Origin of the sequence: Enterobacter sp. DC1, from assembly GCF_000568075.1 — a bacterium.
Classification (GTDB): domain Bacteria; phylum Pseudomonadota; class Gammaproteobacteria; order Enterobacterales; family Enterobacteriaceae; genus Enterobacter; species Enterobacter asburiae.
Genome location: NZ_AZUA01000004.1, coordinates 92,724 through 118,150 on the forward strand (window position 1 = coordinate 92,724; position 25,427 = coordinate 118,150).

Consider the following 25,427-nt stretch of genomic DNA (forward strand, 5'->3'; position numbering starts at 1 on the left):
CTCTCTCCGCGGCGCCTGCTTTTGCGGGCGCCGCGCGTTGTTACCTCCCTCACACTTTCACGTCCACAGCGCATTTATCCATATCACCGCCCTGATACTGCAACGCATATATTCCTTTGCCAGCAAATAATTCTCTCCATACCGTAAACCGGAGAGCTGTCGATGGATAACAACACACTGTCAGTAAAAGAAAAGATCGGCTATGGGATGGGCGACGCGGGATGCAACATCATCTTCGGCGCCATCATGCTGTTTGTTAACTATTTTTATACGGATATTTTTGGCCTCGCCCCTGCGCTGGTCGGCGTGCTGCTGCTTTCCGTGCGCGTGATTGACGCCGTAACGGACCCGATCATGGGCGCGATTGCCGACCGTACCCGCAGTAAATATGGCCGGTTTCGTCCATGGCTGCTGTGGATCGCCTTCCCCTACGCGCTGTTCAGCATCCTGATGTTCACCACGCCGGAGTGGAGCTATAACAGCAAAGTTATCTATGCGTTTGTCACCTACTTCCTGCTCTCTTTGACCTATACGGCCATCAACATTCCCTACTGCTCGCTTGGCGGGGTGATCACCAACGATCCAAAAGAACGCGTGGCCTGCCAGTCGTATCGCTTCGTGCTGGTCGGTATCGCCACGCTGCTGCTCTCATTAACGCTGCTGCCGATGGCCGACTGGTTTGGTGGGGATAACAAAGCCAAAGGCTATCAGATGGCGATGACCGTGCTGGCGCTGATTGGAACCTGCATGTTCCTGTTCTGCTTCGCCACCGTGCGCGAGCGCGTGCGCCCGGCGGTACAGACCAACGACGAGCTGAAAAACGATCTGAAAGACGTGTGGAAGAACGACCAGTGGGTACGCATTCTGCTCCTGACCCTGTGCAACGTCTGCCCGGGCTTTATCCGCATGGCGGCCACCATGTATTACGTCACCTGGGTGATGGGCCAGAGCACCCACTTCGCCACGCTGTTTATCAGTCTGGGCGTGGTCGGCATGATGCTCGGCAGCGTGCTGGCAAAAGTGCTGACCGACCGCTGGTGCAAGCTCAAGGTCTTCTTCTGGACCAATATCGTGCTGGCGATTTTCTCAACCGCCTTTTATTTCTTCGACCCGAAAGCCACCATCACCATCGTGGTGCTCTACTTCCTGCTGAACATCCTGCACCAGATCCCGTCTCCGCTGCACTGGTCGCTGATGGCCGACGTGGACGACTACGGCGAGTGGAAGACCGGTAAGCGCATTACCGGGATCAGCTTCTCCGGCAACATCTTCTTCCTGAAGCTGGGGCTGGCGATTGCCGGGGCGATGGTCGGCTTCCTGCTCTCCTGGTACGGCTATGACGCGGGCGCAAAAGCGCAAAGCGCGGACGCCATTAACGGGATCGTGCTGCTGTTTACCGTCATTCCCGGCGTTGGATACTTAATTACCGCTGGCGTGGTGCGCCTGCTGAAAGTGGACCGCGAAACCATGAAGCAGATCCAGCTCGATCTGGAAAAACGCCGCAGCAACTATCGCGAGCTGAACGATTATCAGGAACTGAAAGCCGCAGAGACAAAATAAGGAAAGCCGAATGCAAACCTGGCCAAACCCGTTTATCGAACAACGCGCCGACCCGTACATTTTACGCCATGAGGGGCAGTACTATTTCATCGCCTCCGTGCCGGAGTACGACAGGCTGGCGATCCGCCGCGCAGAGTCGCTGGAAGGCTTACGTAATGCTGAAGAAGTGGTGGTCTGGCGCAAACCCGAGACCAGCCCGATGAGCCAGCTGATCTGGGCGCCGGAACTGCATCACATTGACGGGAAGTGGTACATCTATTTTGCCGCGACGCACACCCAGGCGCTCGACGCGCTCGGGATGTTCCAGCACCGTATGTTCGCCATTGAATGTGCCGACGGCGATCCGCTCACCGGCGCGTGGGTGGAAAAAGGGCAGATCAAAACGCCTTTCGATACCTTCGCCCTGGACGCCACCACCTTTGTTCATCAGGGGAAACGCTGGTATCTGTGGGCGCAAAAAGCGCCGGACATCACCGGCAACTCCAATCTTTATCTGTGTGAAATGGAGAACCCGTGGACGCTGAAAGGCGAGCCGGTGATGCTCAGCAAGCCGGAGTATGACTGGGAGCGTCGCGGGTTTTGGGTCAACGAAGGCCCGGCGGTGCTGGTTCACGGCGATAAGCTGTTTATCAGCTATTCCGCCAGCGCCACCGACGAGAACTACTGCATGGGGCTACTGTGGATAGACCTGAATGCCAATCCGCAAAACCCGGCAAACTGGCACAAATCCCCGCGTCCGGTGTTCGTTACCAGCTACGAAAATCGTCAGTACGGCCCGGGACACAACAGCTTTACGCAAACGCCCGAAGGGGAAGACGTGCTGGTGTATCACGCGCGGAACTACACCGAAATTGAGGGCGACCCGCTGTACGATCCGAACCGTCATACCCGCCTGAAGCTCGTCCGCTGGAATGAAAACGGGATGCCTGATTTCGGCATCCCGCCCGCGGATACGCTTTAGTTTTTGCGGCGCGCTGGCCTACACCAGCGTGCCGTAAATCGTCAGCAGCGCCACGATCACCACCACCACAAACGACGTTTTCTTCGCCATGGAGACAGCGGCCTTTGGCGTTTCAATCTTGTCGGTATGCGGCTCACGCGCCAGCGAAAACTGCGCCAGACGCGTTAGCACCTGGTACTGCGACGTATGACGATCGGCAAGAGACGCGAACCAAGCGGGCAGCGCTTTTTCACCGTGACCAATTAACGCGTACACCACGCCTACCAGACGCACCGGAAGCCAGTCGAGCACGTGCAGGATGGCGTCAATACCGGACTGCAGGCGTTCATGCGGCGTCAGATAACGGGCAAGCCAGGTCTGCCAGGCGCGCAGGAACGCATACCCCATAAGCAGTACCGGCCCCCACGGACCGCCCACCACGAACCAGAACAGCGGCGCAAGATAGTAACGGAAGTTAATCCACAGCAGCGCGTTTTGCAGCTCGCGCAGGAATTCGCGCTCGTCGCAGTCCGGCGGCACGCCGTGGATCATCGTCAGCTCGCTCGCCATGGCACCGCGCGCATGGGCATCGTCACGGGAGGCGGCTTTCAGGTATGCATGATAGTGTAAACGCACCTTGCCTGCGCCAATGCATAGCACCCCAAGCAGGATCCACACCACCAGCAGCGGCACGTTGAAAAAGAGTCCGTACAGCGAGCGCAGGAGCAGGAACGTAATGACCATCACCCCTGCCATCATCAGCAGCGTGCGCAGCATGGAAAAATGTTTGATACGGCGGAATAACATCTCCAGCCGGTGATCCAGATGCCAGTGCTCACCGAGCTTGAACAGGCGTTCAGCGATGATAACCAGCAGCATGGTAAACAACGTCATGGTATCTCCTTATTCTGACGACGCGGTGAGCACGGCGCGAAACCGGGGCCAGTCAAAGGCCGGGCCGGGATCGGTTTTTCTCTCCGGGGCAATATCACTGTGTCCCGTGATATTGTCGGCGATAGCCGGGTAGAGTCCGATAAGCGTGCGGGTCACTGCCGCTAGCTGTTGATACTGTGAATCGGTGTAGGGCGTCGTATCCGTGCCTTCCAGTTCGATTCCGATAGAAAAATCGTTGCACCGTTCGCGCCCGTGATACATCGACACGCCGGCATGCCAGGCGCGCTTATCAAAGGGAACATACTGAACCACTTCACCATCGCGACGAATCAGACAGTGAGCCGATACGCGCAGATGTGCAATTTCAGCAAAGAAGGGATGAGCATCGGGATCAATCGTTCCCGTGAATAACGCATCGATCCACGGGCCGCCAAATTCACCCGGCGGGAGACTAATATTATGAACCACCAGCAGTGTGGGCTTTTCATCCTCCGGGCGGCAATCGTGGTGCGGCGAGGGCACGTGCCGCGCATCCACCAGCCATCCGTTTTCTAACAACATGCTGGAACTCCTTCTGTATGGTGCAATGACTCGGTTCAGAGTAGCATGTTTCAATATTATGATTCGTTACCAATTTGGAGTTTTATCATGCCGCCTCGCCGCTACAACCCCGACCACCGACGTGAAGCGCTTCTGGAACGTATTAATATGGATATTCCGGCAAGCGTCTCCCATGCTTTGAAAGAAGATCTGGGCGGTGACGTTAACGCTGATAAGGATATTACCGCACAATTATTGCCAAAAGAGACGCGCTCCCACGCGGTCATTATCACCCGTGAAGACGGCGTCTTTTGCGGCAAGCGTTGGGTTGAAGAGGTGTTTACCCAGCTGGCGGGCGATGATGTGCAGGTGACCTGGCATGTTGAAGACGGCGACGCAGTCACGGCCAACCAGCCGCTGTTCGAACTGGACGGTCCTTCCCGCGTTTTGCTGACCGGCGAACGTACCGCGCTCAATTTTGTACAAACGCTCTCAGGCGTGGCCAGCGAAGTGCGTCGCTACGTTGACCTGCTGGCCGGTACCCGCACCCAGCTGCTGGATACCCGCAAAACGCTGCCGGGCCTGCGCACCGCGCTGAAGTATGCGGTGCTCTGCGGCGGCGGCGCAAACCATCGCCTGGGCTTATCCGACGCCTTCCTGATTAAAGAGAACCACATTATTGCCTCTGGCTCCGTGCGTCAGGCGGTTGAGAAAGCCTTCTGGCTGCACCCGGACGTGCCTGTCGAGGTAGAAGTCGAAAGTCTGGAAGAGCTGGAGCAGGCGATTAAGGCCGGGGCCGATATCATCATGCTCGATAACTTCGAAACAGAGCAGATGCGCGAGGCGGTAAAACTGACTAACGGCCGGGCCCAGCTTGAGGTGTCCGGGAACGTCACTTTCGAAACGATCCGTGAATTCGCCGAAACCGGCGTGGATTACATCTCCGTTGGCGCGCTGACCAAACACGTTCGCGCCCTCGACCTCTCAATGCGCTTCAAATAACGCATTCCCCCCCTCTCCACCCGGAGAGGGGAATTTCAGCCCCGCTCGCAGATCCGCTGTTCTGCCCTGCAACACTGAAAAAATTCTCTGAAGCCTCCTTCCCGTTCCCTTTTTTGCCTCTCGTTTCTGATCTTTCCCGCTGACAAAGTAGCGCCACTTTGCATAAGGAGCAGATATGAACAGACAACAAGGATTTACACTCATTGAGCTGATGGTGGTCATTGGCATCATTGCGATTCTGAGCGCCATCGGCGTTCCCGCCTATCAGAACTACCTGCGCAAGGCGGCGCTGACCGATATGCTGCAAACCTTCGTTCCCTACCGTACGGCCATTGAGCTTTGCGCGCTGGATCACGGTGGCGTGGAGAGCTGCGATGCCGGCAGTAACGGTATCCCTTCTCCCGCCACGACACGCTACGTTTCAGAAATGAGCGTGGCAAAAGGGACCGTGACCTTAACAGGACAGGAGAGTCTTAACGGGCTGACGGTAACCATGACGCCACGGTGGAGCGACGGCAACGGTATGACGGGCTGGACGCGTGTCTGCAATATCAGCGCGGACAGCGCCCTGAAACAGGCCTGCGAAGACGTTTTCCGCTTCGACAATAACTGAGGTGCGGATAATGAATACCGATCAACTCGTGGCGCTTTGTCAGCGCCATCACGCTCTGCTGCTCACCAGCGACAGTGACATGGTCAGCATCGCCGTCGTGGGCAGCCCCGCGGCTGAACTCATGGAGGCGCTGCGCTTCGCGACCCAGAAACGGATTGATATTGAGTGCTGGAGCGCTGAGCGCATGGAAAAACACCGGCAGCTAACGTCACAATCGCATCTGCCCGTCGTTTCGCAAACACACTCGACGGTGGATATCCTCAACCACACGCTGCAGCAGGCAATCAGCCAGCGCGCCTCCGACATTCATATCGAACCGATGGAACACGCATGCCAGATCCGTTTACGCATCGACGGGGTTCTTTGCCCCCAGCCTCCGCTTTCCGCCTCGCTGGCCAGCCTGTTCAGCGCACGTTTAAAGGTGCTGGGTAATCTGGATATTGCAGAACGTCGTTTACCTCAGGACGGTCAGTTTACGATTGAGCTGTCAAACGCGCCGGTCTCGTTTCGGATCGCGACGCTTCCCTGCAGCGGTGGCGAGAAAATTGTGCTGCGTCTGCTGCATCAGGTTCAGCAGGCTCTTGAGCCGAAAGCGCTTGGTATGAGCGCAGAACAACTGGCCTGTTTCAATGAGGTTCTCCACCAGCCGCAGGGGCTGATTCTGGTCACCGGCCCCACCGGCAGCGGCAAAACCGTGACGCTGTACAGCGCGCTGCAGGCGCGTAACACCCCTGACGTCAACATCTGTAGCGTAGAGGATCCCATTGAGATCCCCCTTGCGGGATTAAACCAGACGCAGATTAATCCCCGGGCGGGTTTAACATTCCAGAGCGTGCTGCGGGCACTGCTGCGTCAGGATCCAGACATCATTATGGTCGGCGAAATCCGTGACGGCGAAACGGCAGAAATTGCCATTAATGCCGCTCAGACCGGTCATCTGGTGCTGTCAACGCTGCACACCAACTCGACGACGGAAACCCTGGTTCGCCTGGAGCAGATGGGCGTCGCGCGCTGGATGATATCTTCCGCGCTGTCGATGGTAATTGCCCAAAGACTGGTCCGGCGTTTGTGTCCGCACTGTCGCCGGGAAGCCAGCCAGCATGCTGAACTACCGCGCGCCGTATGGTCCAGACCGCTTCCACGCTGGCAGCCCACCGGCTGCGATCGCTGTTATCACGGTTTTTATGGCCGCGTGGCCATTTTTGAAGTGCTGGCGATCGACAATGCCCTGCGTCAGGCCATAGCCAGCGGGGCGGGAATCGAAGGGATAGAGGCGAGTGCCCGGCAGGCGGGAATGATTACTCTTTTTGAGCACGGCTGCATGGCCGTCGAACAAGGGCTGACCACGATCGAAGAGCTGGTGCGCGTGCTGGGAATGCCGGATGGCTGCTAATCAGCTCTGGCGCTGGCGAGCGCTCACCCAGGAAGGAGAACCCCGAAGCGGGACGCTCTGGGCCACAGACCGCACTGCCGCCTTCACCAGGCTGATGCGTAGCGATCTCCATCCTCTGGCGCTGACCCGATGCGCTCAGCGACACCGCTGGCAGCCACATCACTGCTGCGAGATGTTTCGCCAGCTCGCAACGCTTCTGCAGGCGGGGCTGACGTTGTCCCACAGCCTGCAGATGCTGGCAGAACAGCATCCGTTAAAACCGTGGCAGGCGCTGCTGCAAAGCATTGCCGATGAGCTCAGTGAGGGATCCCCCTTTTCTGAGTCGCTAAAAAAGTGGCCAGCGGTGTTTAGCCCACTGCATGTCTCGATGGTGAAAACCGGTGAGCTCACAGGGAAACTGGAGGAGTGCTGCCGCCAGCTCGCGCAGCAGCAAAAAGCGCAGCAGCTGCTCAGAGAGAAGGTGAAAAAGGCCCTGCGCTACCCGGCGATCGTCCTGACGCTGGCCGTACTCGTGGTGCTGGCGATGGTCATTCTGGTCTTGCCCGAGTTTGCCGCGATCTACAAAACGTTTAACACGCCGCTCCCGTTGCTGACACAAATAGTCATGGGGATGGCCGCATTTATCCAGTCCTATGCCCTCGCGTTGTTCGCCGCGTTATTAACGCCCTTAGCCGCCGCATGGGCTCTGCGGCAGAACCCTCGCTGGCAGCGCATGCTGATGCACATGCCCGTGATGGGCGCGCTGGCAAAAGGCCAAAAACTGGGACACATCTTTACCGTGCTGTCACTCACGCAGCAGGCAGGTATCCCCTTTTTACAGGGCCTGGAGAGCGCAGAGGAAACCGTTGAAAGTTGTTACTGGCGGGGGATACTCCGCAGCGTTCGGGAGGACATTGAAAAAGGTCTCCCCGTCTGGTCATCCTTTCAGAAAGCGGCCATCTTTACCCCGCTGTGTATTCAGCTTTTACGAACCGGTGAAATGTCAGGCGCGCTGGACATCATGCTGGCAAACCTCGCCCGGCATCACACGGAACAGACCTTTCAACGGGCAGATAATCTGGCGGCACTTCTCGAGCCGGTGCTTCTGATTGTGACAGGGGTCATCATCGGCACGCTGGTAGTGGCAATGTATCTACCGATTTTCCATCTGGGGGATGCGATGAGCGCGGGTTAGTGAACAGTGCTGGCGCACGGACATGCGCCAGCAGAAGCCATTACAGGCTATTGAATACGCGGTTTTCCTGTTCCTGAACGCGAATAAACGTTGTACGTTTAGTCAGTTCTTTCAGGCGGGATGCCCCAACGTAGGTGCAGGCCGAGCGCAGGCCGCCGAGGATATCGCGCGCGGTGTATTCAACCGGGCCGCGCAGAGGCAGCTTAACGGTTTTGCCTTCTGCCGCACGGTATTTTGCCACGCCACCGACGTGACGGGTCATTGCGGATTCAGAGCTCATGCCGTAGAACAGCATAAATTTCTCGCCGTTCTCTTCAACAACGGTACCACCGCTCTCTTCGTGGCCTGCCAGCATACCGCCGAGCATCACGAAGTCGGCGCCGCCGCCGAAGGCTTTCGCAACGTCGCCCGGCATGGTACAGCCACCATCGCTGATGATCTGACCGCCCAGACCGTGCGCCGCATCGGCGCATTCAATGACGGCGGAAAGCTGCGGATAACCGACGCCGGTTTTGACGCGGGTCGTGCACACGGAGCCCGGGCCAATACCCACTTTCACGATATCTGCGCCGGAGAGGATCAGCTCTTCACACATTTCACCGGTCACCACGTTGCCCGCGATGATGGTTTTCGTCGGCCAGGCCTCGCGCGCCTTGCTGACGAACTGCACGAAGTGCTCGGAGTAACCGTTCGCCACGTCAATACAAACGAAGTTGAGCGCCGGGTTAGCGTTCAGGATCTGTTTGGTCTTCTCGAAATCCGCATCGGAGGTCCCGGTAGAAACCATCACATGCTTCACCACGTCAGCAGAAGCGGACGCAACAAACGCATTCCACTCTTCAGGGCTGTAATGTTTGTGAACGGCGGTAAGAATGTCGAACTGTGCCAGGGCGGTTGCCATCTCAAAGGTTCCCACAGTATCCATGTTGGCGGCGATGATCGGCACGCCAGACCAGGTCTGACCGGAATGCTTAAAGGTGAATTGACGTTCGAGTTCAACGTCTGAGCGACTTTTCAGTGTAGAGCGTTTAGGGCGGATAAGAACGTCTTTGAAACCTAACTTCAGATCTTCTTCGATACGCATGTGCGGATTCCTGGGGTTAGAGGCAAATATGTTAAAAGCACAACTCCAGTGACGTTATCATACGCACTAATACCTGCTCCGCAAGACTGCGAAATTCTCTTTTTTTACGCTACAATCCTATAAATTTACCTGGTAAAAAGCCGGTAAACAGGGCCAAACAGTTACTGGCGCACCTAAGAGTTTTAATCAACTGATTTTAATAATGAATAATTCCCAGGGTTTGAATTAATGGGGTATATCGTCGCATTAACCGGCGGCATCGGTAGTGGCAAAAGTACCGTTGCGGACGCGTTCTCTCGTTTGGGTATCACGATTATTGATGCCGATATCATTGCCCGCCAGGTGGTAGAGCCCAATACACCCGCGCTCAAGGTCATCGCAGAACATTTTGGTCAGACAGTCATCAATGCCGATGGCTCACTGAATCGCCGTCAGCTTCGCGAATGCATTTTTTCTGATTCTGCGGAAAAAGCCTGGCTTAATGCCCTGCTCCACCCCATCATCCACCAGGAAACTCAGCGTCAGATAGCCGCAGCCCGCTCGCCCTATGTCCTGTGGGTGGTTCCGCTACTGATTGAAAATCAGCTGCAGAAGAAAGCCGATCGTGTGCTGGTGATTGATGTCGCACCCGAAACGCAAATCCAGCGAACCATGGCGCGCGATCGCGTCTCGCGGGAGCATGCTGAACAAATTCTTGCCGCTCAGGCTACGCGCGCTCAGCGCCTTGCCGTGGCGGATGATGTTATTGATAATAACGGCGCACCAGATGCCATTGCATCGGATGTTGCCCGTCTGCACGCGCAGTATCTAACGTTCGCCGCGCAGGCCGTTGCACAGGAAAAACCATAATGTCGACACACATCCTTTTTGAGCATCCACTCAACGAAAAAATGCGCACCTGGCTGCGCATCGAATTCCTTATTCAACAGCTTTCACAACATCTGCCTGTTAACGATCATGCCACGGCGCTGCACTTCTTCCGCAACGTAGGCGATCTGCTGGATGTGATTGAGCGCGGCGATGTCCGCACAGAATTACTCAAAGAGCTGGAGCGCCAGCAGCGTAAATTGCAGGCATGGACAGAGGTCCCCGGCGTAGATCAGAGCCGTATCGACGCGCTCCGCCAGCAGTTGAAAAGCAGCAGCGCCGTCCTGATGGCCGCGCCGCGCGTCGGGCAGTTTTTGCGTGAAGACCGCCTGATTGGCCTGGTGCGCCAGCGCCTGAGCATCCCTGGAGGCTGCTGCAGCTTCGATTTGCCGACGCTGCATATGTGGCTACATATGCCACAGGCGCAGCGTGACGCGCAGGTGAACAGCTGGCTGGCAAGCCTGGAGCCAATGCACCAGACGCTGTCGCTGATCCTCGATCTGATCCGTAACTCTGCGCCGTTCCGCAAGCAAACCAGCCTGAATGGTTTCTTCCAGGATAACGGTGATGATGCCGATCTTCTGCGTCTCAATCTGTCTCTCGGCGAACAGCTTTACCCGCAGATTTCCGGGCATAAGAGCCGCTTTGCGATTCGCTTTATGCCGCTGGACAGCGAAAATGGCACCGTGCCGGAACGTCTCGATTTTGAACTGGCCTGTTGTTAAGGAGTGCCGATGTCTGATGTCACCACCGTAAGCTGCCCAACCTGTGGCAAAACCGTTGTCTGGGGCGAAGTGAGTCCGTTCCGCCCATTCTGCTGCAAGCGCTGTCAGCTTATTGACCTGGGCGAATGGGCGGCGGAAGAGAAACGCATTCCAAGCGAAGGCGATCTCTCAGACAGCGATGACTGGAGCGAAACCCAGCAGTAATCTGTAAAGCCTGCTGGCGCTTCGCCCGGCAGGCCTACGGTTGTGCGACTAACCGCAGGATCACGGGCTCATTAGCTGGCGGGAATTTTTCGGCATCGCTTGCCTGAAGTTCAACCCAGTTACCCGGCTGTCCTTCTTTTCCCCAGGGTTCACCTTCCCAGTTTTCCACCAGCCAGAACCACAGCGTGATGTGCCTGTCCGGAAACTGGTATTCAAGCTTATCAAACAGCGTTGCGCCAAGCGGGGTGATCCCCACCTCTTCCTGAAGCTCCCGAACCAGCGCCTCTTCCGGCGTTTCACCTGACTCGATTTTACCGCCCGGGAACTCCCACTTGTTCGCCATATGGGCGTCGGCAGCGCGCTGGGTGATGAAGATTTGGTTTTGCGGGTTGCGAATAATCCCGACGGCAATTTGCAGTATTTTCATATTGTCACTTCCATAAAAAAGGCGCAGAAATCTGCGCCTTTTTGTTTTTTTATGTACTTAGCTCAGACGGCCGTGGCACGCCTTGTACTTTTTACCGGAACCACACGGGCACGGATCGTTACGACCCACTTTACGATCGCCGGTCTGTGCGGCGATCGCCGCTGCGGCTTCGCTGTCGTCGGTCTGATGACTCAGCTGCTGCATCTGTGCCAGACGCTCGGCTTCTTCACGACGCTGCTGCTCCATCGCCTCCACTTCTTCCGGCATACGCACCTGAACCTTGCTCAGGGTGCTGATCACTTCGTACTTCAGTGACTCCAGCATAGAGGCAAACATGGAGAAGGATTCACGCTTGTATTCCTGCTTCGGATCTTTCTGCGCATAGCCACGCAGGTGAATACCCTGACGCAGATAGTCCATCGCCGCCAGGTGCTCTTTCCACAGGGAATCCAGGGTCTGCAGCATCACGCCTTTTTCGAAGTGACGCATCATCTCTTCGCCTACGACTTCTTCCTTACGCTTGTAGACGTCCAGCGCGGTTTCAAAGATACGTTCACGCAGGGTCTCTTCGTGCAGCTCAGGCTCTTTATCCAGCCACTCTTTGATTGGCAGATCGAGGTCAAAGTCATTTTTCAGACGTTCCTGCAGGCCTTCGATATCCCACATCTCTTCCAGAGACTGCGGTGGAATATGCGCGTCGATGGTGGCTTTAAACACATCTTCACGAATGCTGTTGATGGTTTCGCTCACGTCGGACACGTCCAGCAGTTCGTTACGCTGGGTGTAGATCGCACGACGCTGATCGTTAGCCACATCATCATATTCCAGCAGCTGCTTACGAATATCAAAGTTGCGGCTTTCCACTTTACGCTGTGCGTTAGCGATCGCTTTAGTCACCCACGGGTGCTCAATGGCTTCGCCTGGCTTCATCCCCAGCTTACGCATCATGCCGGACACGCGGTCGGAGGCGAAAATACGCATCAGCGCATCTTCCATAGACAGGTAGAAGCGGGATGAACCGGCATCACCCTGACGACCCGCACGGCCACGCAGCTGGTTATCGATACGACGGGATTCATGACGCTCTGTACCGATAATGTGCAGACCGCCGGAAGCCAGAACGGCGTCATGGCGAACCTGCCAGTCGGCTTTGATCTGCGCAATCTGTTCTGGCGTTGGGTTTTCCAGCTCCGCCACTTCAGCCTGCCAGCTACCGCCCAGCATAATATCGGTACCACGACCCGCCATGTTGGTGGCGATGGTCACGGCAGCCGGATAACCCGCCTGCGCAACAATGTCCGCTTCTTTGGCGTGGAATTTGGCGTTAAGAACGTTGTGTTTGATGCCTGCTTTGGTCAGCTCGTGCGAAACCACTTCGGATTTCTCGATGGAGATGGTCCCCACCAGAACCGGCTGGCCATTGGCAGTACGGTCGCGAATATCTTCGATGATCGCCTGAATTTTTTCCGCTTCGGTCATATATACCAGGTCCGGCATATCCTTACGGATCATCGGACGGTTGGTTGGAACGACCACGGTATCCAGCTTGTAGATGGAGCTGAATTCAAACGCTTCGGTATCAGCAGTACCGGTCATCCCCGCCAGCTTCTCGTACAGACGGAAGTAGTTCTGGAAGGTGATAGACGCCAGCGTCTGGTTTTCATTCTGAATATCCACACCTTCTTTGGCTTCCACAGCCTGGTGCAGACCGTCAGACCAGCGACGTCCCTGCATGGTACGGCCGGTGTGTTCATCGACGATGATCACTTCGCCGTCTTTAACGATGTAATCGACGTCGCGGGTGAACAGCGCGTGGGCGCGCAGTGCAGCGGTCACGTGGTGCATCAGCATGATGTTGCTTGGGGAGTACAGGGACTCGCCCTCTTCCATGATGCCTTCAGCGACCAGCAGCTCTTCAATTTTCACCAGACCGCGTTCGGTCAGGTTCACCTGGCGCGCTTTTTCATCAACGGAGAAGTGGCCTTCACCCTGGAAGGTATCCGAGTCCTCTTTCTCCTGGCGCAGCAGGTGTGGAATGATTTTGTCGACCTTACGGTACATCTCGGAGCTGTCTTCAGCCGGGCCGGAGATGATCAGCGGGGTACGCGCTTCATCGATCAGGATGGAGTCAACCTCATCCACCAGCGCATAGTGCAGTTTACGCTGTACGCGCTCTTCCGGGCTGAACGCCATGTTGTCACGCAGATAGTCGAAGCCGTATTCGTTGTTGGTGCCGTAGGTGATGTCCGCGTTATACGCTTCGCGCTTGGCTGGCGCAGGCAGGCCGGACATGTTGATGCCGACGGTCATACCGAGGAATTCGAACAGTGGACGGTTGTTTTCGGCGTCACGCTGCGCCAGATAGTCGTTGACGGTAACGACGTGAACGCCTTTACCGGTCAGCGCGTTCAGGTAAGCCGGCAGCGTTGCGGTCAGGGTTTTACCTTCACCGGTACGCATTTCCGCGATGCAGCGCTCGTTAAGCACCATACCACCCAGCAGCTGAACGTCGAAGTGACGCATGCCGAATACGCGCTTACTTGCTTCACGCACGACAGCAAACGCTTCCGGGATCAGGCTTTCTAAGGTTTCGCCTTTTTCCAGACGCGCGCGGAACTCCGCCGTTTTCGCTTTCAGCTCGTCATCAGAGAGCTTCTCCATCGCCGGTTCCATACCGTTGATGACGGCAACAGCTTTGCGCATACGGCGCAGGGTACGATCGTTACGACTACCAAAAACTTTAGTTAACAATTTGATTAGCATAATAAATTCTCAAACGCCCCAGTGTGGGCAGATAAATTAAGGTATTGAAAAAGTTAATTTAGCTGAGGCGTTGCGGCCCGGCGCGAATGCCGTGAGCCTGGCTAATCCAGGTTGAAACAGAGAATGAAACCGGTGAAACCAACGCACGCTGCGTTGTCTGACGAACCATAACCGGCGGCTGGCTGTCCTGCGTGAGCAGCGCGTTGAGCGTGTCCAGCAGGGCAAGATGCTGAGCCTGCACCGGCAGCGCCTCTTCCGCAACAGGCATGGCCTGCGGTGCCATCGCAAAGGACAGATGGCGGATAACGGTGCGGATAGCGTGCTGGTGCCAGTAATCGACGGTGAAGTTTGGACGGCGACTGGCTTCAAGCCACGCGAGGTTAGTGAAGTTAACCCGCGTGTTGAGATCGTGTTTGGTGGTGGAGGTTTTTGCAGGCGTCGCCGCTTCGGCACTGTTGCTGAGCGCAGGCAAGCCGAAACTCGCCGCGACCATCCCTAATAAGAGATGCGGCCAGAAGTAACGTCTGCCAAATTGTCGCCAGCGCGTCAGTATTCCGCTCACCTGCTCCACCCAATAAGCCAGCCTTGCAGAGGCTGAGTTCAGTTATTCTTTTTAGCGCCCAGATAGTACCACTAAAGCCAATATACATCAGCAGGAATGAGGTGCCGCCGCGGGTAAAAACGGTCAAGAATGCAGCTAACGCACACATTTTCTGCGTAAGACAAACGAGAAGTAACGCTGGGGCAAACGAAGAGGGGTAAAAATAAAAACGACTGGTCTTCCTGGTCGGAGAGAGTACCAGGTTAACCAGTCGATTTTTTTACGAAACGGCGTGAACCGTTACGCCAGAACCATGCTTGGTGCTTTGAAAGCCAGCGGCAGTTCAGCTTCGTCTTCGAAGGTCACATATTCCCAGGCTTCCTGTTTTGCCAGGACGGCCTGCAACAGTTTGTTGTTCAGCGCATGACCGGATTTGAACGCGGTAAATGCACCAATGATGTTGTGACCACACATGAACAGGTCGCCGATAGCATCCAGCATTTTGTGACGAACGAATTCATCTTCGAAACGCAGGCCGTCTTCGTTCAGTACGCGATAATCGTCAACAACGATGGCACAATCGAAGCTGCCGCCCAGGCACAGGCCGCGGGACTGCAGATATTCGATATCACGCATGAAGCCAAATGTACGGGCTCGGCTGATCTGGCGCATAAACGCATCGGCAGAGAAGTTCATCGCATAGCGTTGGGTGCTGGAGTCAATCGCCGGATGGTTAAAGTCGATGGTAAAGTCCAACGAGAAACCATTGTACGGTTTGAATTCAGCCCACTTATCGCCATCTTCGACGCGAACGGTCTCTTTGATGCGTACAAATTTCTTCGCGCAGTTCAGTTCTTCGATGCCGGCATCCAGCAACAGATAGACGAACGGTGCAGCACTGCCATCCATAATCGGGATTTCTGGCGCATCGACTTCAACAATAATGTTGTCGATACCCAGACCCGCCAGGGCGGCGTTCAGGTGCTCTACGGTAGAAATCCGCACGTCATGCTCGTTCACCAGACAAGTACAGAGCATAGTATCACGCACAGATTTGGCATCGGCCGGAAAATCTACCGGTGGATTCAAGTCGGTGCGACGATAGATGACCCCGGTATTGGCCGGCGCAGGGCGTAACGTCAGCGTGACTTTCTTGCCGGTATGCAAACCGACACCAGTCGCCTGAACGATACGTTTAAGTGTCCTTTGTTTGATCATCGTATAATCTCGCCAAATTAACTATCCAACCGAGAGTGTATATCACTAACGGTGGGCCAGTTTAGCACAAAGAGCGCAAATCCCCTAATTCCAGCCAATTCTTAGTCAGCTTGCTTACGCAGGAACGCCGGGATATCCAGATAATCTGGCTCTTTCGCCGTTTGCGGCGTTGGGTCGTTCACCACTTTTGCGGCCGGTTTCTGCTCCTGAGTCAGAGGAGACATACCGTGCTGCTGGTAACGATCCATTACCGGTTGCTGAGTCTGCTTGTTGGTCACTAAGGTGATCTCAGGACGTTTGTCCATACCGATACCGGTCGCAACAACGGTAACACGCAGCTCGTCGTTCATTTCAGGGTCAAGGGAAGTACCGATTACCACGGTAGCGTTGTCAGAGGCGAACGCACGGATAGTGTTACCCACGGTTTCAAACTCATCCAGACGCAGGTCAAAGCCAGCGGTAATGTTGACCAGCACGCCGCGCGCACCAGACAGATCGATATCTTCCAGCAGTGGAGAAGAGATAGCCATTTCAGCCGCTTCTTCTGCACGGTCTTCACCGCTCGCCACGCCAGAGCCCATCATCGCGTAGCCCATTTCGGACATCACGGTGCGAACGTCTGCAAAGTCAACGTTCATCAGGCCAGGACGGGTAATCAGTTCAGCGATACCCTGAACCGCGCCTTTCAGCACGTCGTTTGCTGCACCGAATGCGTCCAACAAGGAGATACCGCGACCCAGAACTTTCAACAGTTTGTCGTTCGGGATGGTGATCAGCGAGTCCACATGCTTGGACAGTTCGGTGATACCCTGCTCCGCGAACGCCATACGCTTCTTGCCTTCAAAGTTGAAAGGCTTGGTCACGACAGCAACGGTCAGGATACCTAAATCTTTTGCCACTTCAGCCACAACAGGTGCTGCGCCGGTACCAGTACCGCCACCCATACCTGCTGCGATGAAGACCATGTCCGCACCTTCCAGCGCAGCGCGCAGGGCTTCACGATCTTCTTCAGCCGCATTGCGACCCACTTCCGGGTTAGCCCCTGCTCCCAGCCCTTTGGTGATACCACCGCCGATCTGGATAGTCTGGCCTACAGCCGTCTTACGCAGTGCCTGCGCATCGGTGTTAACTGCGAAGAATTCAACACCTTCAATGCGTTCACGCACCATATGCTCTACGGCGTTACCGCCGCCGCCACCGACGCCGATGACTTTAATCACCGCGTCGTTGGTCAGTTCCATAGGTTCAAACATAATTTCTCTCTCCGTTGTGCCTGTCGCCCGAGACCGCTAATTCTCTCCGGTCTCTTAAAAAAATTAAAACTCTTTTCGCAACCAGTTGTTCAGTCGTTTGACCCACGACCCCACTGAGACGCGTTTTTCCACTTCCGCTTCACCACTGAGATGAGATTCCTTCCCGTAGTGGAGCAGGCCCACAGCCGTTGAATAATACGGCTCCTGAGCATAATCCGTTAAACCGGTGATATTCAGCGGCGCACCAATACGCACCTGCGTATGGAATACCCGCTGAGCACAGGCCGCAAGACCTTCAATTTGCGCCGCGCCGCCGGTTAATACAATCCCCGCCGCAAGATGATGTTTAACGCCCTGCTGACGAAGCTGTTCCTGTAGCTGTAAAATCTCTTCGTTGACCAGGTTGAGCAGCTCGGTATAGCGCGGCTCAATCACCTCTGCCAACGTCTGGCGCTGCAGGCTACGCGGTGGACGACCACCGACGCTCGGCACTTCAACGCTCTCATCTTTGCCAACGATAGACCCCAGCGCACAGCCGTGGCGCACTTTAATCGCTTCTGCATCGCTCGGCGGCGTACCAAAAGCGTAAGCAATATCGCTGGTCACAACGTTCCCGGCATAAGGGATCACTTTCGTGTGACGCAACGCACCGCCGGTATACACGGCGATATCCATTGTACCACCACCAATATCGACCACACAGACACCCAGTTCACGTTCATCTTCGGTCAGCACGGAATAACTTGCCGCCAGACCCGCGAAAATAAGTTGGTCAACTTTCAGGCCACAACGTTCAACGGCTTTTACAATGTTCTTCGCCATATCGTTGTGACATGTGATCAGGTGCACTTTTGCCTGCATACGTACGCCAGAAAGACCGACCGGGTTCTTGATCCCTTCCTGGTAGTCAATCGCATATTCCTGTGGAATGACATGCAGCACGCGATGCTCGTCGCGGACACGCACGGATTTCGCCGTGTGCACGACGTTTTCAACGTCTTCCTGCGTCACTTCTTCTTCGGAAATCGGCACCATACCGATTTCGTTCTGGCAGCTAATGTGCTTGCCAGAAAGGGCCAGATAGACAGAAGAAATCTGGCAATCTGCCATCAGTTCAGCCTGATCGATGGCGCGCTGAACGCATTTCACCACCGATTCAAGATCGTTTACCCCACCTTTATCCATACCACGGGACGGGCAACTGCCTACGCCAATGATATTGACCATACCGTCGGGCAGAACTTCCCCTACTAAAGCGGCAACCTTCGCGGTGCCAATCTCCAGTCCAACTACCAGTTTTCTGTCCGTCGCCTTGATCATTGTTGTTCTGCCTGTACCTGTGCCTGATTCTGTTGCTGATTAGGTTCCTCGACCGGAGCCGGTACCCAACCGACTGCTGCGCCTGAGTCATAGCGCAAATCAACGTAGCTTATCCGTTTGCCGTCAGTCTGTGCCTGCTGCTGTAAAACCGGGTAAAGTTCGACAAAACGCGCCAGACGCTTCATTGTGTCTCCGCGTCCCAGGTTGAGCTTAATGCCGTTCGTTAACGTCAGTTGCCAGGAACGGCGTGCCGTCATGGCTGCATCTTTTAACGTAAACCTGTCCTTCGCCAGCACCTGACCCATCTCGCGAAAACCCTGTAATACTTCGTTTTCGCTACCTTCGGGGCCATACAACATCGGTAAATTTTGCTTGTTGACACGATCGGCCGGGACGCTGAAGGAATTTCCGTCTGCGTCAACCATGTGCTGATCATTCCAACGCGCAATGGGCACATATTCAACCAGATGAATCTTCAATTCATCAGGCCATTGCTTTCTTACGCTCGCCTGTTTTATCCATGGCAGACGTTCTATCTGGCTCTGGATAATATTGACGTCCTGCGTCATAAAGGTGCCAGGCGAGCCCAGTGCCAGTATTGACTGGCGAATATCGTCGTTACGCGTGTAGTGACGCTCACCGGTGACCACCAGCTTAGAAAGCGGCAACCGCTGCGCATCTTCCATCCAGCCCAGGACCATCCAGCCGCTGATAAACACGGTGCACAGCACCCCCAGCAGGAAAATGATGCCTGCAAGACGCGTTCCATTACTGCGGCGTGAAGAGGCGTATTCGTCCTCGTCATCGCGGTTGCGCGTGTTCAATGCAGCCTGAGACATATCAGCCCGCCTGGTCCAGAATGCGTACGACTAACTGCGAGAAGCTCATCCCCGCCTGACGCGCGGCCATCGGCACAAGGCTGTGGCTGGTCATTCCCGGAGAGGTATTCGCTTCCAGCAGATAAAATTGTCCGTCACTGTCCTGCATCACGTCGATGCGTCCCCAACCCTGACAACCGAGAACATGCCAGGCTTTAAGCACCAGGGACTGTAATTCTGCTTCACGCTCAGCTTCAAGACCACAAGGGCAGAAATATTGCGTCTCATCAGAGAGATACTTCGCCTCATAATCATAGAAGGTTCCGGCCGGTTGGATACGGATTGACGGTAAAATTTCTTCGCCAAGCATCGCGACGGTAAATTCAGGCCCGCTGAGCCATTTTTCAATCAGAACTTCTTCATCATGTTGAAATGCCAGTGCTAAAGCGGACAAAAGATCTTCAGCTTTGTCGACTTTGGACATTCCCACGCTGGAGCCTTCCCGGCTGGGCTTTACAATAACCGGTAAGCCCAGTTCAGCAATGCGTGTATTAACGCTATCCGGCAGGCCCATTTCAAATTCGCGACGCGTCAGCGCAACCCATGGCGCAACGGGTAACCCCGCGCCCTGCCACAGAAGCTTGCTGCGCAGTTTATCCATAGAGATAGCGGAGGCCATCACGCCGCTGCCGGTGTATGGCATGCCGATCAGATCCAGAAGCCCCTGCAGGGTGCCGTCTTCACCGCCGCGACCATGCAAAGCGATAAAGACTTTATCGAAGCCCATGGCTTTTAATTGCGTCACGTCGACCTCTTTTGGGTCAACCAGATGCGCATTGACGCCACCTTCTCGCAGGCCCGCCAGCACGGCCGCGCCGGAATTCAGGGAAACCTCGCGCTCGGCGGAGGTGCCGCCAGACAGGACAGCAATCTTATCAGCCATGATGCTCATCCTCCTGGGATTGCGGCTTCAGTTTGATTTCAGCTAAGGTACGGGCGATTTTGCCGATATTTCCCGCGCCCTGAATCAGAATCAGATCGTTACCTGTCAGGACCGGAGCCAGAATTTCCGCCACCTGTGCAGGGTCAGAAACCAGAATAGGGTCAACTTTTCCGCGCCCACGAATGGTACGGCACAGAGAACGGCTGTCGGCCCCTGGAATCGGCGTCTCGCCTGCGGCGTACACGTCCAGCATTAACAGGGTGTCTACCTGTGACAGGACGCTGGCGAAATCGTCGTACAGATCGCGCGTACGCGTGAAGCGGTGAGGCTGGAAGATCATTACCAGATTCTTGTCAGGCCAGCCTGCACGCGCGGCTTTAATGGTGGCGTCCACTTCGGTCGGATGGTGGCCGTAGTCGTCTACCAGCATCGCTGAGCCGGCTTTACCGTTCACGGCGTCCAGAGGGAATTCACCGAGGAAGTCGAAGCGACGGCCAGTACCCTGGAAGCTTTCCAGCGCGCGCAGAATCGCATCATCATCAATGCCTTCTTCCGTCGCGACGGCCACTGCCGCTGCGGCATTGAGGGCATTATGACGCCCTGGCGCATTCAGCGTGACGTGCAGCAGCTCTTTGTCCTGACGCGCCAGAGTGAAATGCCCCTGCGCACCAATCTGTTTGTACTCTTCCACGCGGACGTCAGCGTCTTCGCTGAAGCCGTAAGTGGTGATTTGACGACCCACGCGCGGCAGCAGTTCGCGGATCACCGGATCGTCTACGCACATCACCGCGCGTCCATAGAACGGCAGGTTGTGCAGGAAGTTGATGAAGGTCTGCTTTAAATTCTCGAAGTCGCCCTGGTAGGTATCCATATGGTCAGCTTCGATATTGGTGACAATCGCCACCATCGGCTGCAGGTGCAGGAACGACGCGTCGCTCTCATCCGCTTCGGCAATCAGATAACGGCTGTGGCCCAGACGCGCATGTACGCCCGCTGCTTTGACCAGACCGCCGTTGACGAACGTCGGATCGAGACCCGCTTCCGCATAAATACTGGAGACCATCGCCGTGGTCGTGGTTTTACCGTGGGTCCCGGCAATGGCGATGCCGTGACGGAAACGCATCAGTTCCGCCAGCATTTCTGCACGGCGGATCACCGGAATGCGCGCTTCGTGCGCGGCAACGATTTCCGGGTTGTCAGAGGAGATGGCGCTTGAGACCACCACCACGCTCGCATCGCGCACGTTTTCCGGGCGATGGTTGAAATAGATAGTCGCCCCAAGCGACGCCAGCTGCTGCGTAACAGGGTTTGGCGCCAGGTCAGACCCGCTGATCTGATAGCCTTCGTTAGCTAACACTTCGGCAATACCGCCCATGCCAGCACCACCGATGCCAACAAAGTGAATGTGCCGGACGCGACGCATCTCGGGCACGATTGAACGCAGTTTTGCCAGTTGTTGTGTATTCATTCTCTAAACGCCATCGACTACTTAAAATTCGTGCAGCGCAACACGCGCTGCGAGGGTTAAGCCTGGGCTGCCAGGCTCACTTCTTTTGCCACCCGTTCCGTCGCATCAGGGATAGCGGCCGCGCGCGCGCGTTGCGCCATATCCAGCAGTGCGTCTCTGTTCCAGCCCGCCAGGGTGGTGGCGACCGCGTCGGCGGTAAATTGTGGCTGCTCAAATATCTTCGCGGCACCGGCTTTCTCAAGCGGCAGCGCATTCCAGTACTGCTGTCTGTCTTTGTGCTGGAACGGCACAAACAGGGCTGGCAGACCGGCGGCGGCGATCTCGCTCACCGTCAGCGCGCCTGAGCGACAGACCACGACATCGGCCCAGGCATACGCTGCCGCCATGTCGTCGATAAACTCTGTGACTTTATGCTGCGGCTGCCCTTCGTCTGCGTAAGCCTGCTCAACGGTCTGCTGAGCGCCTTTTCCGCTCTGGTGCCAGATCGTCACGGTATCCCCCAGCTTTGCGGCAACCTGCGGCATCGTCTGGTTTAAAATGCGTGCGCCCTGAGAGCCGCCGACGACCAGTACACGAACCGGCCCTTCACGGCCCGTCAGGCGAGCGTCCGGCAGCGGCAGAGCCAGCACGTCCACACGCACCGGGTTGCCCACCACGTCCGCTTTCGGGAACGCGCCGGGAAACGCCTGCATAACTTTGGTGGCGATTTTCGCCAGCCATTTGTTGGTCAGACCGGCAATACCGTTCTGTTCATGCAGCACGACGGGAATACCTAACGACCACGCCGCCAGCCCGCCAGGACCCGAGACATAGCCGCCCATGCCCAGCACCACATCGGGCTTAAAGCGCTTCATGATGGTGCGAGCCTGACGCCAGGCGTTAAAAATACGCACCGGTGCCAGCAGCATTGCCTTGAGGCCTTTGCCCCGAAGGCCGGAAATACGAATAAAGTCGATCTCGATACCGTGCTTCGGTACCAGATCGGCTTCCATGCGGTCTGCGGTTCCCAGCCAGCGTACCTGCCAGCCCTGATCCATTAAATGGTGCGCAACCGCCAGTCCCGGGAACACGTGTCCGCCGGTACCGCCTGCCATCACCATTAACCGCTTCGGTTGATTCATCGTGAACCTCGTGTAAACGCCTGGGCTTTTTCCAGACGCGTTTCATAATCTATGCGCAACAAAAACATGATGGCCGTCGACATAATCAACAGACTGGAACCACCATAACTGATCAACGGCAACGTCAGACCTTTGGTCGGCAGCATACCCGCTGCGGCCCCGACGTTAACCAATGCCTGGAAGCTAAACCAGATACCAATTGAGCAGGCTAAGAATCCTGAGAAGCGGTGATCGATCTCCAGCGCTTTCCGGCCGATGGACATGGCGCGGAAAGCGACGAAGAATACCATTAATAGCGCTAATACCACACCGATATAACCCAGTTCTTCCGCAATAATGGAGAAGATGAAGTCAGTGTGCGCTTCCGGTAAATACTCCAGTTTCTGTACCGAGTTACCCAGACCCTGTCCCCAGACTTCACCGCGACCAAAGGCCATCAGCGACTGCGTCAGCTGATAACCGCTGCCGAACGGATCTTCCCACGGGTTCCAGAACGAGGTCACACGGCGAATACGGTAAGGCTCGGCGAGGATCAGCAGCACAACCGCCGAAATCCCCATCCCGATGATAGCGATGAACTGCCACAGCTTCGCGCCCGCGAGGAACAGCATGGCCAGAGTGGTAACGAACAGCACGACAACGGTACCGAGGTCAGGCTGCGCCAGCAGTAATACCGCCAGCACCAGAATCACGCCCATCGGTTTTAAGAAGCCGCGCAGGTTGTTACGCACTTCGTCTACCTTACGCACCAGGTAGTTAGCCAGGTAGCAGAACAGGGAGAGCTTGGTAAATTCCGCAGGCTGAATACGCAGCGGGCCAAAGGCGATCCAGCGCGATGCCCCGTTAACAGAGCTCCCCACCACCAGTACGATCAGCAACATAATAATCGAGGCGATCAGCATCGCCGTACTGTGCCGCTGCCAGAACTCCATCGGCAGACGCAGGGTCACCAGCGCCAGGCAGAACGCCAGGATGATGTAAAGACCATCACGCTTGGCAAACAGGAAAGGATCGTTCGCCAGACGCTGCCCGACAGGCATTGAGGCTGACGTCACCATAATGAAGCCGACCGCCGCCAGCCCCATCGTGAGCCAGAACAGCGTGCGATCGTACATGACCAGGCTGTCGTTATCTTTTTGACGAGAGCCCATCACCCAGCCTTTGAGCGCCGCAAACACCCATGCCAGAATCCCAAATCCTGGCAGGCGCGGCATTTTCAGGCGAGGGAGAGATAAACGCATTAGCCTAACTCCTTCGCCAGGCGGGTAAAGACATCACCACGCTGTTCGAAATTCTTGAATTGATCGAGACTGGCACAGGCAGGAGAGAGCAGCACCATATCGCCTGGCTTCACGCGAGGAGCAATCAGCCGCATCGCCTGTTCCATGGTTTCGGTTTGCTCTGCAACCTCAGGGCGCAGTTCAGCCAGCTCGCTGCCGTCACGGCCAAAGCAGTACAGACGGACGTTATCACCGGAGAGATACGGCTTCAGTGAGGAGAAATCAGCTGATTTACCGTCGCCGCCCAGCAGTAAATGCAGGGTGCCGTCAACGTGAAGGCCGTTCAGCGCGGCCTCGGTGCTGCCCACGTTGGTGGCTTTGGAGTCGTTGATCCAGCGCACGCCGTTGTGCTCCAGCGCCAGCTGGAAACGGTGCGCGAGACCAGAAAACGTGGTTAACGCTTTCAGGCTGGAGGAGCGCGGCAGCCCTACTGCATCCGCCAGCGCCAGCGCCGCCAGAGCATTGGTATAGTTGTGCTGACCAGTGAGCTTCATCTCTTTCACGTTCAGCACTTTCTCACCCTTCACGCGCAGCCAGGTTTCGCCCAATTGGCGGTTCAGGTGGTAATCCCCCATCGTGATACCGAAGCTAATACAGCGATCGTCTGCACCGCGCACCGGCATGGTCAGCGCGTCATCGGCGTTTACAACGCAGACTTTGGCATTTTCATAAACGCGGAGCTTGGCGGCACGATACTGCTGCAGGCCAAATGGATACCTGTCCATATGATCTTCAGTCACGTTGAGGATCGTCGCAGCCGCAGCGTGCAGGCTGGAGGTCGTTTCCAGCTGGAAGCTGGAAAGCTCGAGAACATACAGCTCACAGCCTTTGTCCAGCAGCATCAGAGCAGGTAAACCAATATTACCGCCAACGCCGACGTTCATGCCCGCCGCTTTCGCCATTTCACCCACCAGGGTGGTGACGGTGCTTTTACCGTTAGAACCGGTAATGGCGATAACGGGTGCCTGCGCTTCGCGGCAGAACAGCTCGATATCACCGACAATCTCAACGCCCGCATCCGCGGCAGCGCTCAGCGAAGGGTGCGCCAGTGCCATACCCGGGCTTGCGACAATCAGATCGGCTGCCAGCAGCCAGTCATCATTCAGACCACCAAGGTGGCGTTCAACCTGTTCCGGCAGTTTGTCCAGACCCGGCGGAGAGACACGCGTATCCATCACGCGTGGCGTGACGCCGCGTGCGAGGAAAAAGTCCACGCAGGAGAGCCCCGTGAGGCCCAACCCGATGATAACGACTTTTTTGCCCTGGTAATCTGCCATGA

At 56.2% G+C, this 25,427-nt stretch carries 24 protein-coding genes; 9 read left to right on the top strand and 15 right to left on the bottom strand.

Annotation, left to right across the window (positions count from 1 at the left end; genetic code table 11):
• The first annotated feature begins 162 nt into the window (after positions 1-162).
• Together P346_RS08220 and P346_RS08215 are read left to right on the top strand one after the other, a co-directional pair.
• Positions 163-1,560, top strand: coding sequence for a glycoside-pentoside-hexuronide (GPH):cation symporter (locus P346_RS08220; protein WP_032660652.1), 1,398 nt, complete (start codon positions 163-165; stop codon positions 1,558-1,560).
• Positions 1,561-1,570: 10 nt separating this feature from the next.
• The gene (locus P346_RS08215) at positions 1,571-2,521 is read left to right on the top strand and encodes a glycoside hydrolase family 43 protein (RefSeq protein WP_032660654.1); all 951 of its coding nucleotides are present in this window, start codon (positions 1,571-1,573) and stop codon (positions 2,519-2,521) included.
• Between the two features lie 18 nt (positions 2,522-2,539).
• Here the strand turns inward: P346_RS08215 and ampE are convergent, their stop codons facing one another.
• Positions 2,540-3,394: a beta-lactamase regulator AmpE gene (gene ampE / locus P346_RS08210; RefSeq protein WP_032660657.1), complete on the bottom strand. Its 855-nt coding sequence runs from the start codon at positions 3,392-3,394 to the stop codon at positions 2,540-2,542.
• Between the two features lie 9 nt (positions 3,395-3,403).
• Positions 3,404-3,955: a 1,6-anhydro-N-acetylmuramyl-L-alanine amidase AmpD gene (gene ampD, locus P346_RS08205; protein ID WP_032660658.1), complete on the bottom strand. Its 552-nt coding sequence runs from the start codon at positions 3,953-3,955 to the stop codon at positions 3,404-3,406.
• An 87-nt stretch (positions 3,956-4,042) separates the two neighbouring features.
• Here ampD and nadC point away from each other — a divergent pair, with 87 nt between their 5' ends.
• The 4 genes from nadC to hofC all read left to right on the top strand — a co-directional run bounded on the left by nadC (position 4,043) and on the right by hofC (position 8,116).
• On the top strand, positions 4,043-4,936 hold the full coding sequence (gene nadC, locus P346_RS08200; RefSeq protein ID WP_032660661.1) for a carboxylating nicotinate-nucleotide diphosphorylase: 894 nt from the start codon (positions 4,043-4,045) through the stop codon (positions 4,934-4,936).
• 175 nt (positions 4,937-5,111) lie between these two features.
• Positions 5,112-5,549: a prepilin peptidase-dependent pilin gene (gene ppdD / locus P346_RS08195; RefSeq protein ID WP_032660662.1), complete on the top strand. Its 438-nt coding sequence runs from the start codon at positions 5,112-5,114 to the stop codon at positions 5,547-5,549.
• 10 nt (positions 5,550-5,559) lie between these two features.
• The gene (gene gspE / locus P346_RS08190; RefSeq protein ID WP_032660665.1) at positions 5,560-6,942 is read left to right on the top strand and encodes a type II secretion system protein GspE; all 1,383 of its coding nucleotides are present in this window, start codon (positions 5,560-5,562) and stop codon (positions 6,940-6,942) included.
• Positions 6,932-8,116 carry a protein transport protein HofC gene (gene hofC, locus P346_RS08185; RefSeq protein WP_032660667.1) on the top strand — a complete coding sequence of 395 codons (1,185 nt, stop codon included), beginning with the start codon at positions 6,932-6,934 and terminating at the stop codon, positions 8,114-8,116. The genes gspE and hofC overlap by 11 nt, the downstream gene beginning before the upstream one ends.
• Positions 8,117-8,156: 40 nt before the next feature.
• On the opposite strand, the gene P346_RS08180 is transcribed toward hofC, so the two are convergent.
• Positions 8,157-9,200 (bottom strand): GMP reductase, encoded by a 1,044-nt coding sequence (locus P346_RS08180; RefSeq protein WP_023310407.1) that lies wholly within the window; start codon positions 9,198-9,200, stop codon positions 8,157-8,159.
• Between the two features lie 228 nt (positions 9,201-9,428).
• On the opposite strand from P346_RS08180, the gene coaE reads away from it, so the two are divergent.
• From coaE to yacG, 3 genes are read left to right on the top strand one after another with little or no spacing between them, the layout of a single operon-like run.
• Positions 9,429-10,049 (top strand): dephospho-CoA kinase, encoded by a 621-nt coding sequence (gene coaE / locus P346_RS08175; RefSeq protein ID WP_032660670.1) that lies wholly within the window; start codon positions 9,429-9,431, stop codon positions 10,047-10,049.
• Positions 10,049-10,792, top strand: a complete 744-nt coding sequence (gene zapD / locus P346_RS08170; protein ID WP_023310405.1) for a cell division protein ZapD — start codon at positions 10,049-10,051, stop codon at positions 10,790-10,792. The genes coaE and zapD overlap by 1 nt, the downstream gene beginning before the upstream one ends.
• Positions 10,793-10,801: 9 nt before the next feature.
• Complete coding sequence (gene yacG, locus P346_RS08165) at positions 10,802-10,996, top strand: DNA gyrase inhibitor YacG (RefSeq protein ID WP_023310404.1); 195 nt, start codon at positions 10,802-10,804, stop codon at positions 10,994-10,996.
• A gap of 34 nt (positions 10,997-11,030) precedes the next feature.
• Here the strand turns inward: yacG and mutT are convergent, their stop codons facing one another.
• From mutT to murD, 12 genes are all read right to left on the bottom strand, one after another.
• On the bottom strand, positions 11,031-11,423 hold the full coding sequence (mutT, locus tag P346_RS08160) for an 8-oxo-dGTP diphosphatase MutT (protein WP_023310403.1): 393 nt from the start codon (positions 11,421-11,423) through the stop codon (positions 11,031-11,033).
• A gap of 57 nt (positions 11,424-11,480) precedes the next feature.
• Positions 11,481-14,186: a preprotein translocase subunit SecA gene (gene secA, locus P346_RS08155; protein ID WP_032660674.1), complete on the bottom strand. Its 2,706-nt coding sequence runs from the start codon at positions 14,184-14,186 to the stop codon at positions 11,481-11,483.
• 58 nt (positions 14,187-14,244) lie between these two features.
• Complete coding sequence (secM, locus tag P346_RS08150) at positions 14,245-14,748, bottom strand: secA translation cis-regulator SecM (RefSeq protein WP_166770549.1); 504 nt, start codon at positions 14,746-14,748, stop codon at positions 14,245-14,247.
• Positions 14,749-15,027: 279 nt separating this feature from the next.
• Positions 15,028-15,945, bottom strand: a complete 918-nt coding sequence (gene lpxC, locus P346_RS08145; protein WP_008501977.1) for a UDP-3-O-acyl-N-acetylglucosamine deacetylase — start codon at positions 15,943-15,945, stop codon at positions 15,028-15,030.
• A 101-nt stretch (positions 15,946-16,046) separates the two neighbouring features.
• The gene (ftsZ, locus tag P346_RS08140; RefSeq protein WP_008501978.1) at positions 16,047-17,198 is read right to left on the bottom strand and encodes a cell division protein FtsZ; all 1,152 of its coding nucleotides are present in this window, start codon (positions 17,196-17,198) and stop codon (positions 16,047-16,049) included.
• Between the two features lie 63 nt (positions 17,199-17,261).
• Positions 17,262-18,518: a cell division protein FtsA gene (gene ftsA, locus P346_RS08135; RefSeq protein WP_023334508.1), complete on the bottom strand. Its 1,257-nt coding sequence runs from the start codon at positions 18,516-18,518 to the stop codon at positions 17,262-17,264.
• A complete protein-coding gene (gene ftsQ / locus P346_RS08130; RefSeq protein ID WP_023310399.1) occupies positions 18,515-19,357 on the bottom strand; it encodes a cell division protein FtsQ in 843 nt (280 codons plus the stop codon). The genes ftsA and ftsQ overlap by 4 nt, the downstream gene beginning before the upstream one ends.
• Before the next feature lies 1 nt (position 19,358).
• The gene (locus P346_RS08125) at positions 19,359-20,279 is read right to left on the bottom strand and encodes a D-alanine--D-alanine ligase (RefSeq protein WP_032660679.1); all 921 of its coding nucleotides are present in this window, start codon (positions 20,277-20,279) and stop codon (positions 19,359-19,361) included.
• Positions 20,272-21,747, bottom strand: coding sequence for a UDP-N-acetylmuramate--L-alanine ligase (murC, locus tag P346_RS08120; RefSeq protein ID WP_032660681.1), 1,476 nt, complete (start codon positions 21,745-21,747; stop codon positions 20,272-20,274). Before murC ends, P346_RS08125 begins: the two co-directional genes overlap by 8 nt.
• A 56-nt stretch (positions 21,748-21,803) precedes the next feature.
• Positions 21,804-22,868, bottom strand: a complete 1,065-nt coding sequence (gene murG, locus P346_RS08115; protein ID WP_032660685.1) for an undecaprenyldiphospho-muramoylpentapeptide beta-N-acetylglucosaminyltransferase — start codon at positions 22,866-22,868, stop codon at positions 21,804-21,806.
• Positions 22,865-24,109, bottom strand: coding sequence for a cell division protein FtsW (ftsW, locus tag P346_RS08110; protein ID WP_023310395.1), 1,245 nt, complete (start codon positions 24,107-24,109; stop codon positions 22,865-22,867). The genes murG and ftsW overlap by 4 nt, the downstream gene beginning before the upstream one ends.
• A complete protein-coding gene (murD, locus tag P346_RS08105; RefSeq protein WP_032660687.1) occupies positions 24,109-25,425 on the bottom strand; it encodes a UDP-N-acetylmuramoyl-L-alanine--D-glutamate ligase in 1,317 nt (438 codons plus the stop codon). The genes ftsW and murD overlap by 1 nt, the downstream gene beginning before the upstream one ends.
• Between the last annotated feature and the right edge of the window lie 2 nt (positions 25,426-25,427).

Coding starts and splice junctions, on each gene's coding strand:
- ftsW (WP_023310395.1), bottom strand. CDS start 24,109: ATGCGTTTATCTCTCCCTCGCCTGAAAATGCCGCGCCTGCCAGGATTT.
- murG (WP_032660685.1), bottom strand. CDS start 22,868: ATGAATCAACCGAAGCGGTTAATGGTGATGGCAGGCGGTACCGGCGGA.
- secA (WP_032660674.1), bottom strand. CDS start 14,186: ATGCTAATCAAATTGTTAACTAAAGTTTTTGGTAGTCGTAACGATCGT.
- P346_RS08125 (WP_032660679.1), bottom strand. CDS start 20,279: ATGGCTGATAAGATTGCTGTCCTGTCTGGCGGCACCTCCGCCGAGCGC.
- hofC (WP_032660667.1), top strand. CDS start 6,932: ATGGCTGCTAATCAGCTCTGGCGCTGGCGAGCGCTCACCCAGGAAGGA.
- ampD (WP_032660658.1), bottom strand. CDS start 3,955: ATGTTGTTAGAAAACGGATGGCTGGTGGATGCGCGGCACGTGCCCTCG.
- murC (WP_032660681.1), bottom strand. CDS start 21,747: ATGAATACACAACAACTGGCAAAACTGCGTTCAATCGTGCCCGAGATG.
- gspE (WP_032660665.1), top strand. CDS start 5,560: ATGAATACCGATCAACTCGTGGCGCTTTGTCAGCGCCATCACGCTCTG.
- ftsA (WP_023334508.1), bottom strand. CDS start 18,518: ATGATCAAGGCGACGGACAGAAAACTGGTAGTTGGACTGGAGATTGGC.
- P346_RS08220 (WP_032660652.1), top strand. CDS start 163: ATGGATAACAACACACTGTCAGTAAAAGAAAAGATCGGCTATGGGATG.
- P346_RS08180 (WP_023310407.1), bottom strand. CDS start 9,200: ATGCGTATCGAAGAAGATCTGAAGTTAGGTTTCAAAGACGTTCTTATC.
- murD (WP_032660687.1), bottom strand. CDS start 25,425: ATGGCAGATTACCAGGGCAAAAAAGTCGTTATCATCGGGTTGGGCCTC.
- P346_RS08215 (WP_032660654.1), top strand. CDS start 1,571: ATGCAAACCTGGCCAAACCCGTTTATCGAACAACGCGCCGACCCGTAC.
- ftsZ (WP_008501978.1), bottom strand. CDS start 17,198: ATGTTTGAACCTATGGAACTGACCAACGACGCGGTGATTAAAGTCATC.
- nadC (WP_032660661.1), top strand. CDS start 4,043: ATGCCGCCTCGCCGCTACAACCCCGACCACCGACGTGAAGCGCTTCTG.
- ampE (WP_032660657.1), bottom strand. CDS start 3,394: ATGACGTTGTTTACCATGCTGCTGGTTATCATCGCTGAACGCCTGTTC.
- lpxC (WP_008501977.1), bottom strand. CDS start 15,945: ATGATCAAACAAAGGACACTTAAACGTATCGTTCAGGCGACTGGTGTC.
- yacG (WP_023310404.1), top strand. CDS start 10,802: ATGTCTGATGTCACCACCGTAAGCTGCCCAACCTGTGGCAAAACCGTT.
- zapD (WP_023310405.1), top strand. CDS start 10,049: ATGTCGACACACATCCTTTTTGAGCATCCACTCAACGAAAAAATGCGC.
- coaE (WP_032660670.1), top strand. CDS start 9,429: ATGGGGTATATCGTCGCATTAACCGGCGGCATCGGTAGTGGCAAAAGT.
- ppdD (WP_032660662.1), top strand. CDS start 5,112: ATGAACAGACAACAAGGATTTACACTCATTGAGCTGATGGTGGTCATT.
- ftsQ (WP_023310399.1), bottom strand. CDS start 19,357: ATGTCTCAGGCTGCATTGAACACGCGCAACCGCGATGACGAGGACGAA.
- mutT (WP_023310403.1), bottom strand. CDS start 11,423: ATGAAAATACTGCAAATTGCCGTCGGGATTATTCGCAACCCGCAAAAC.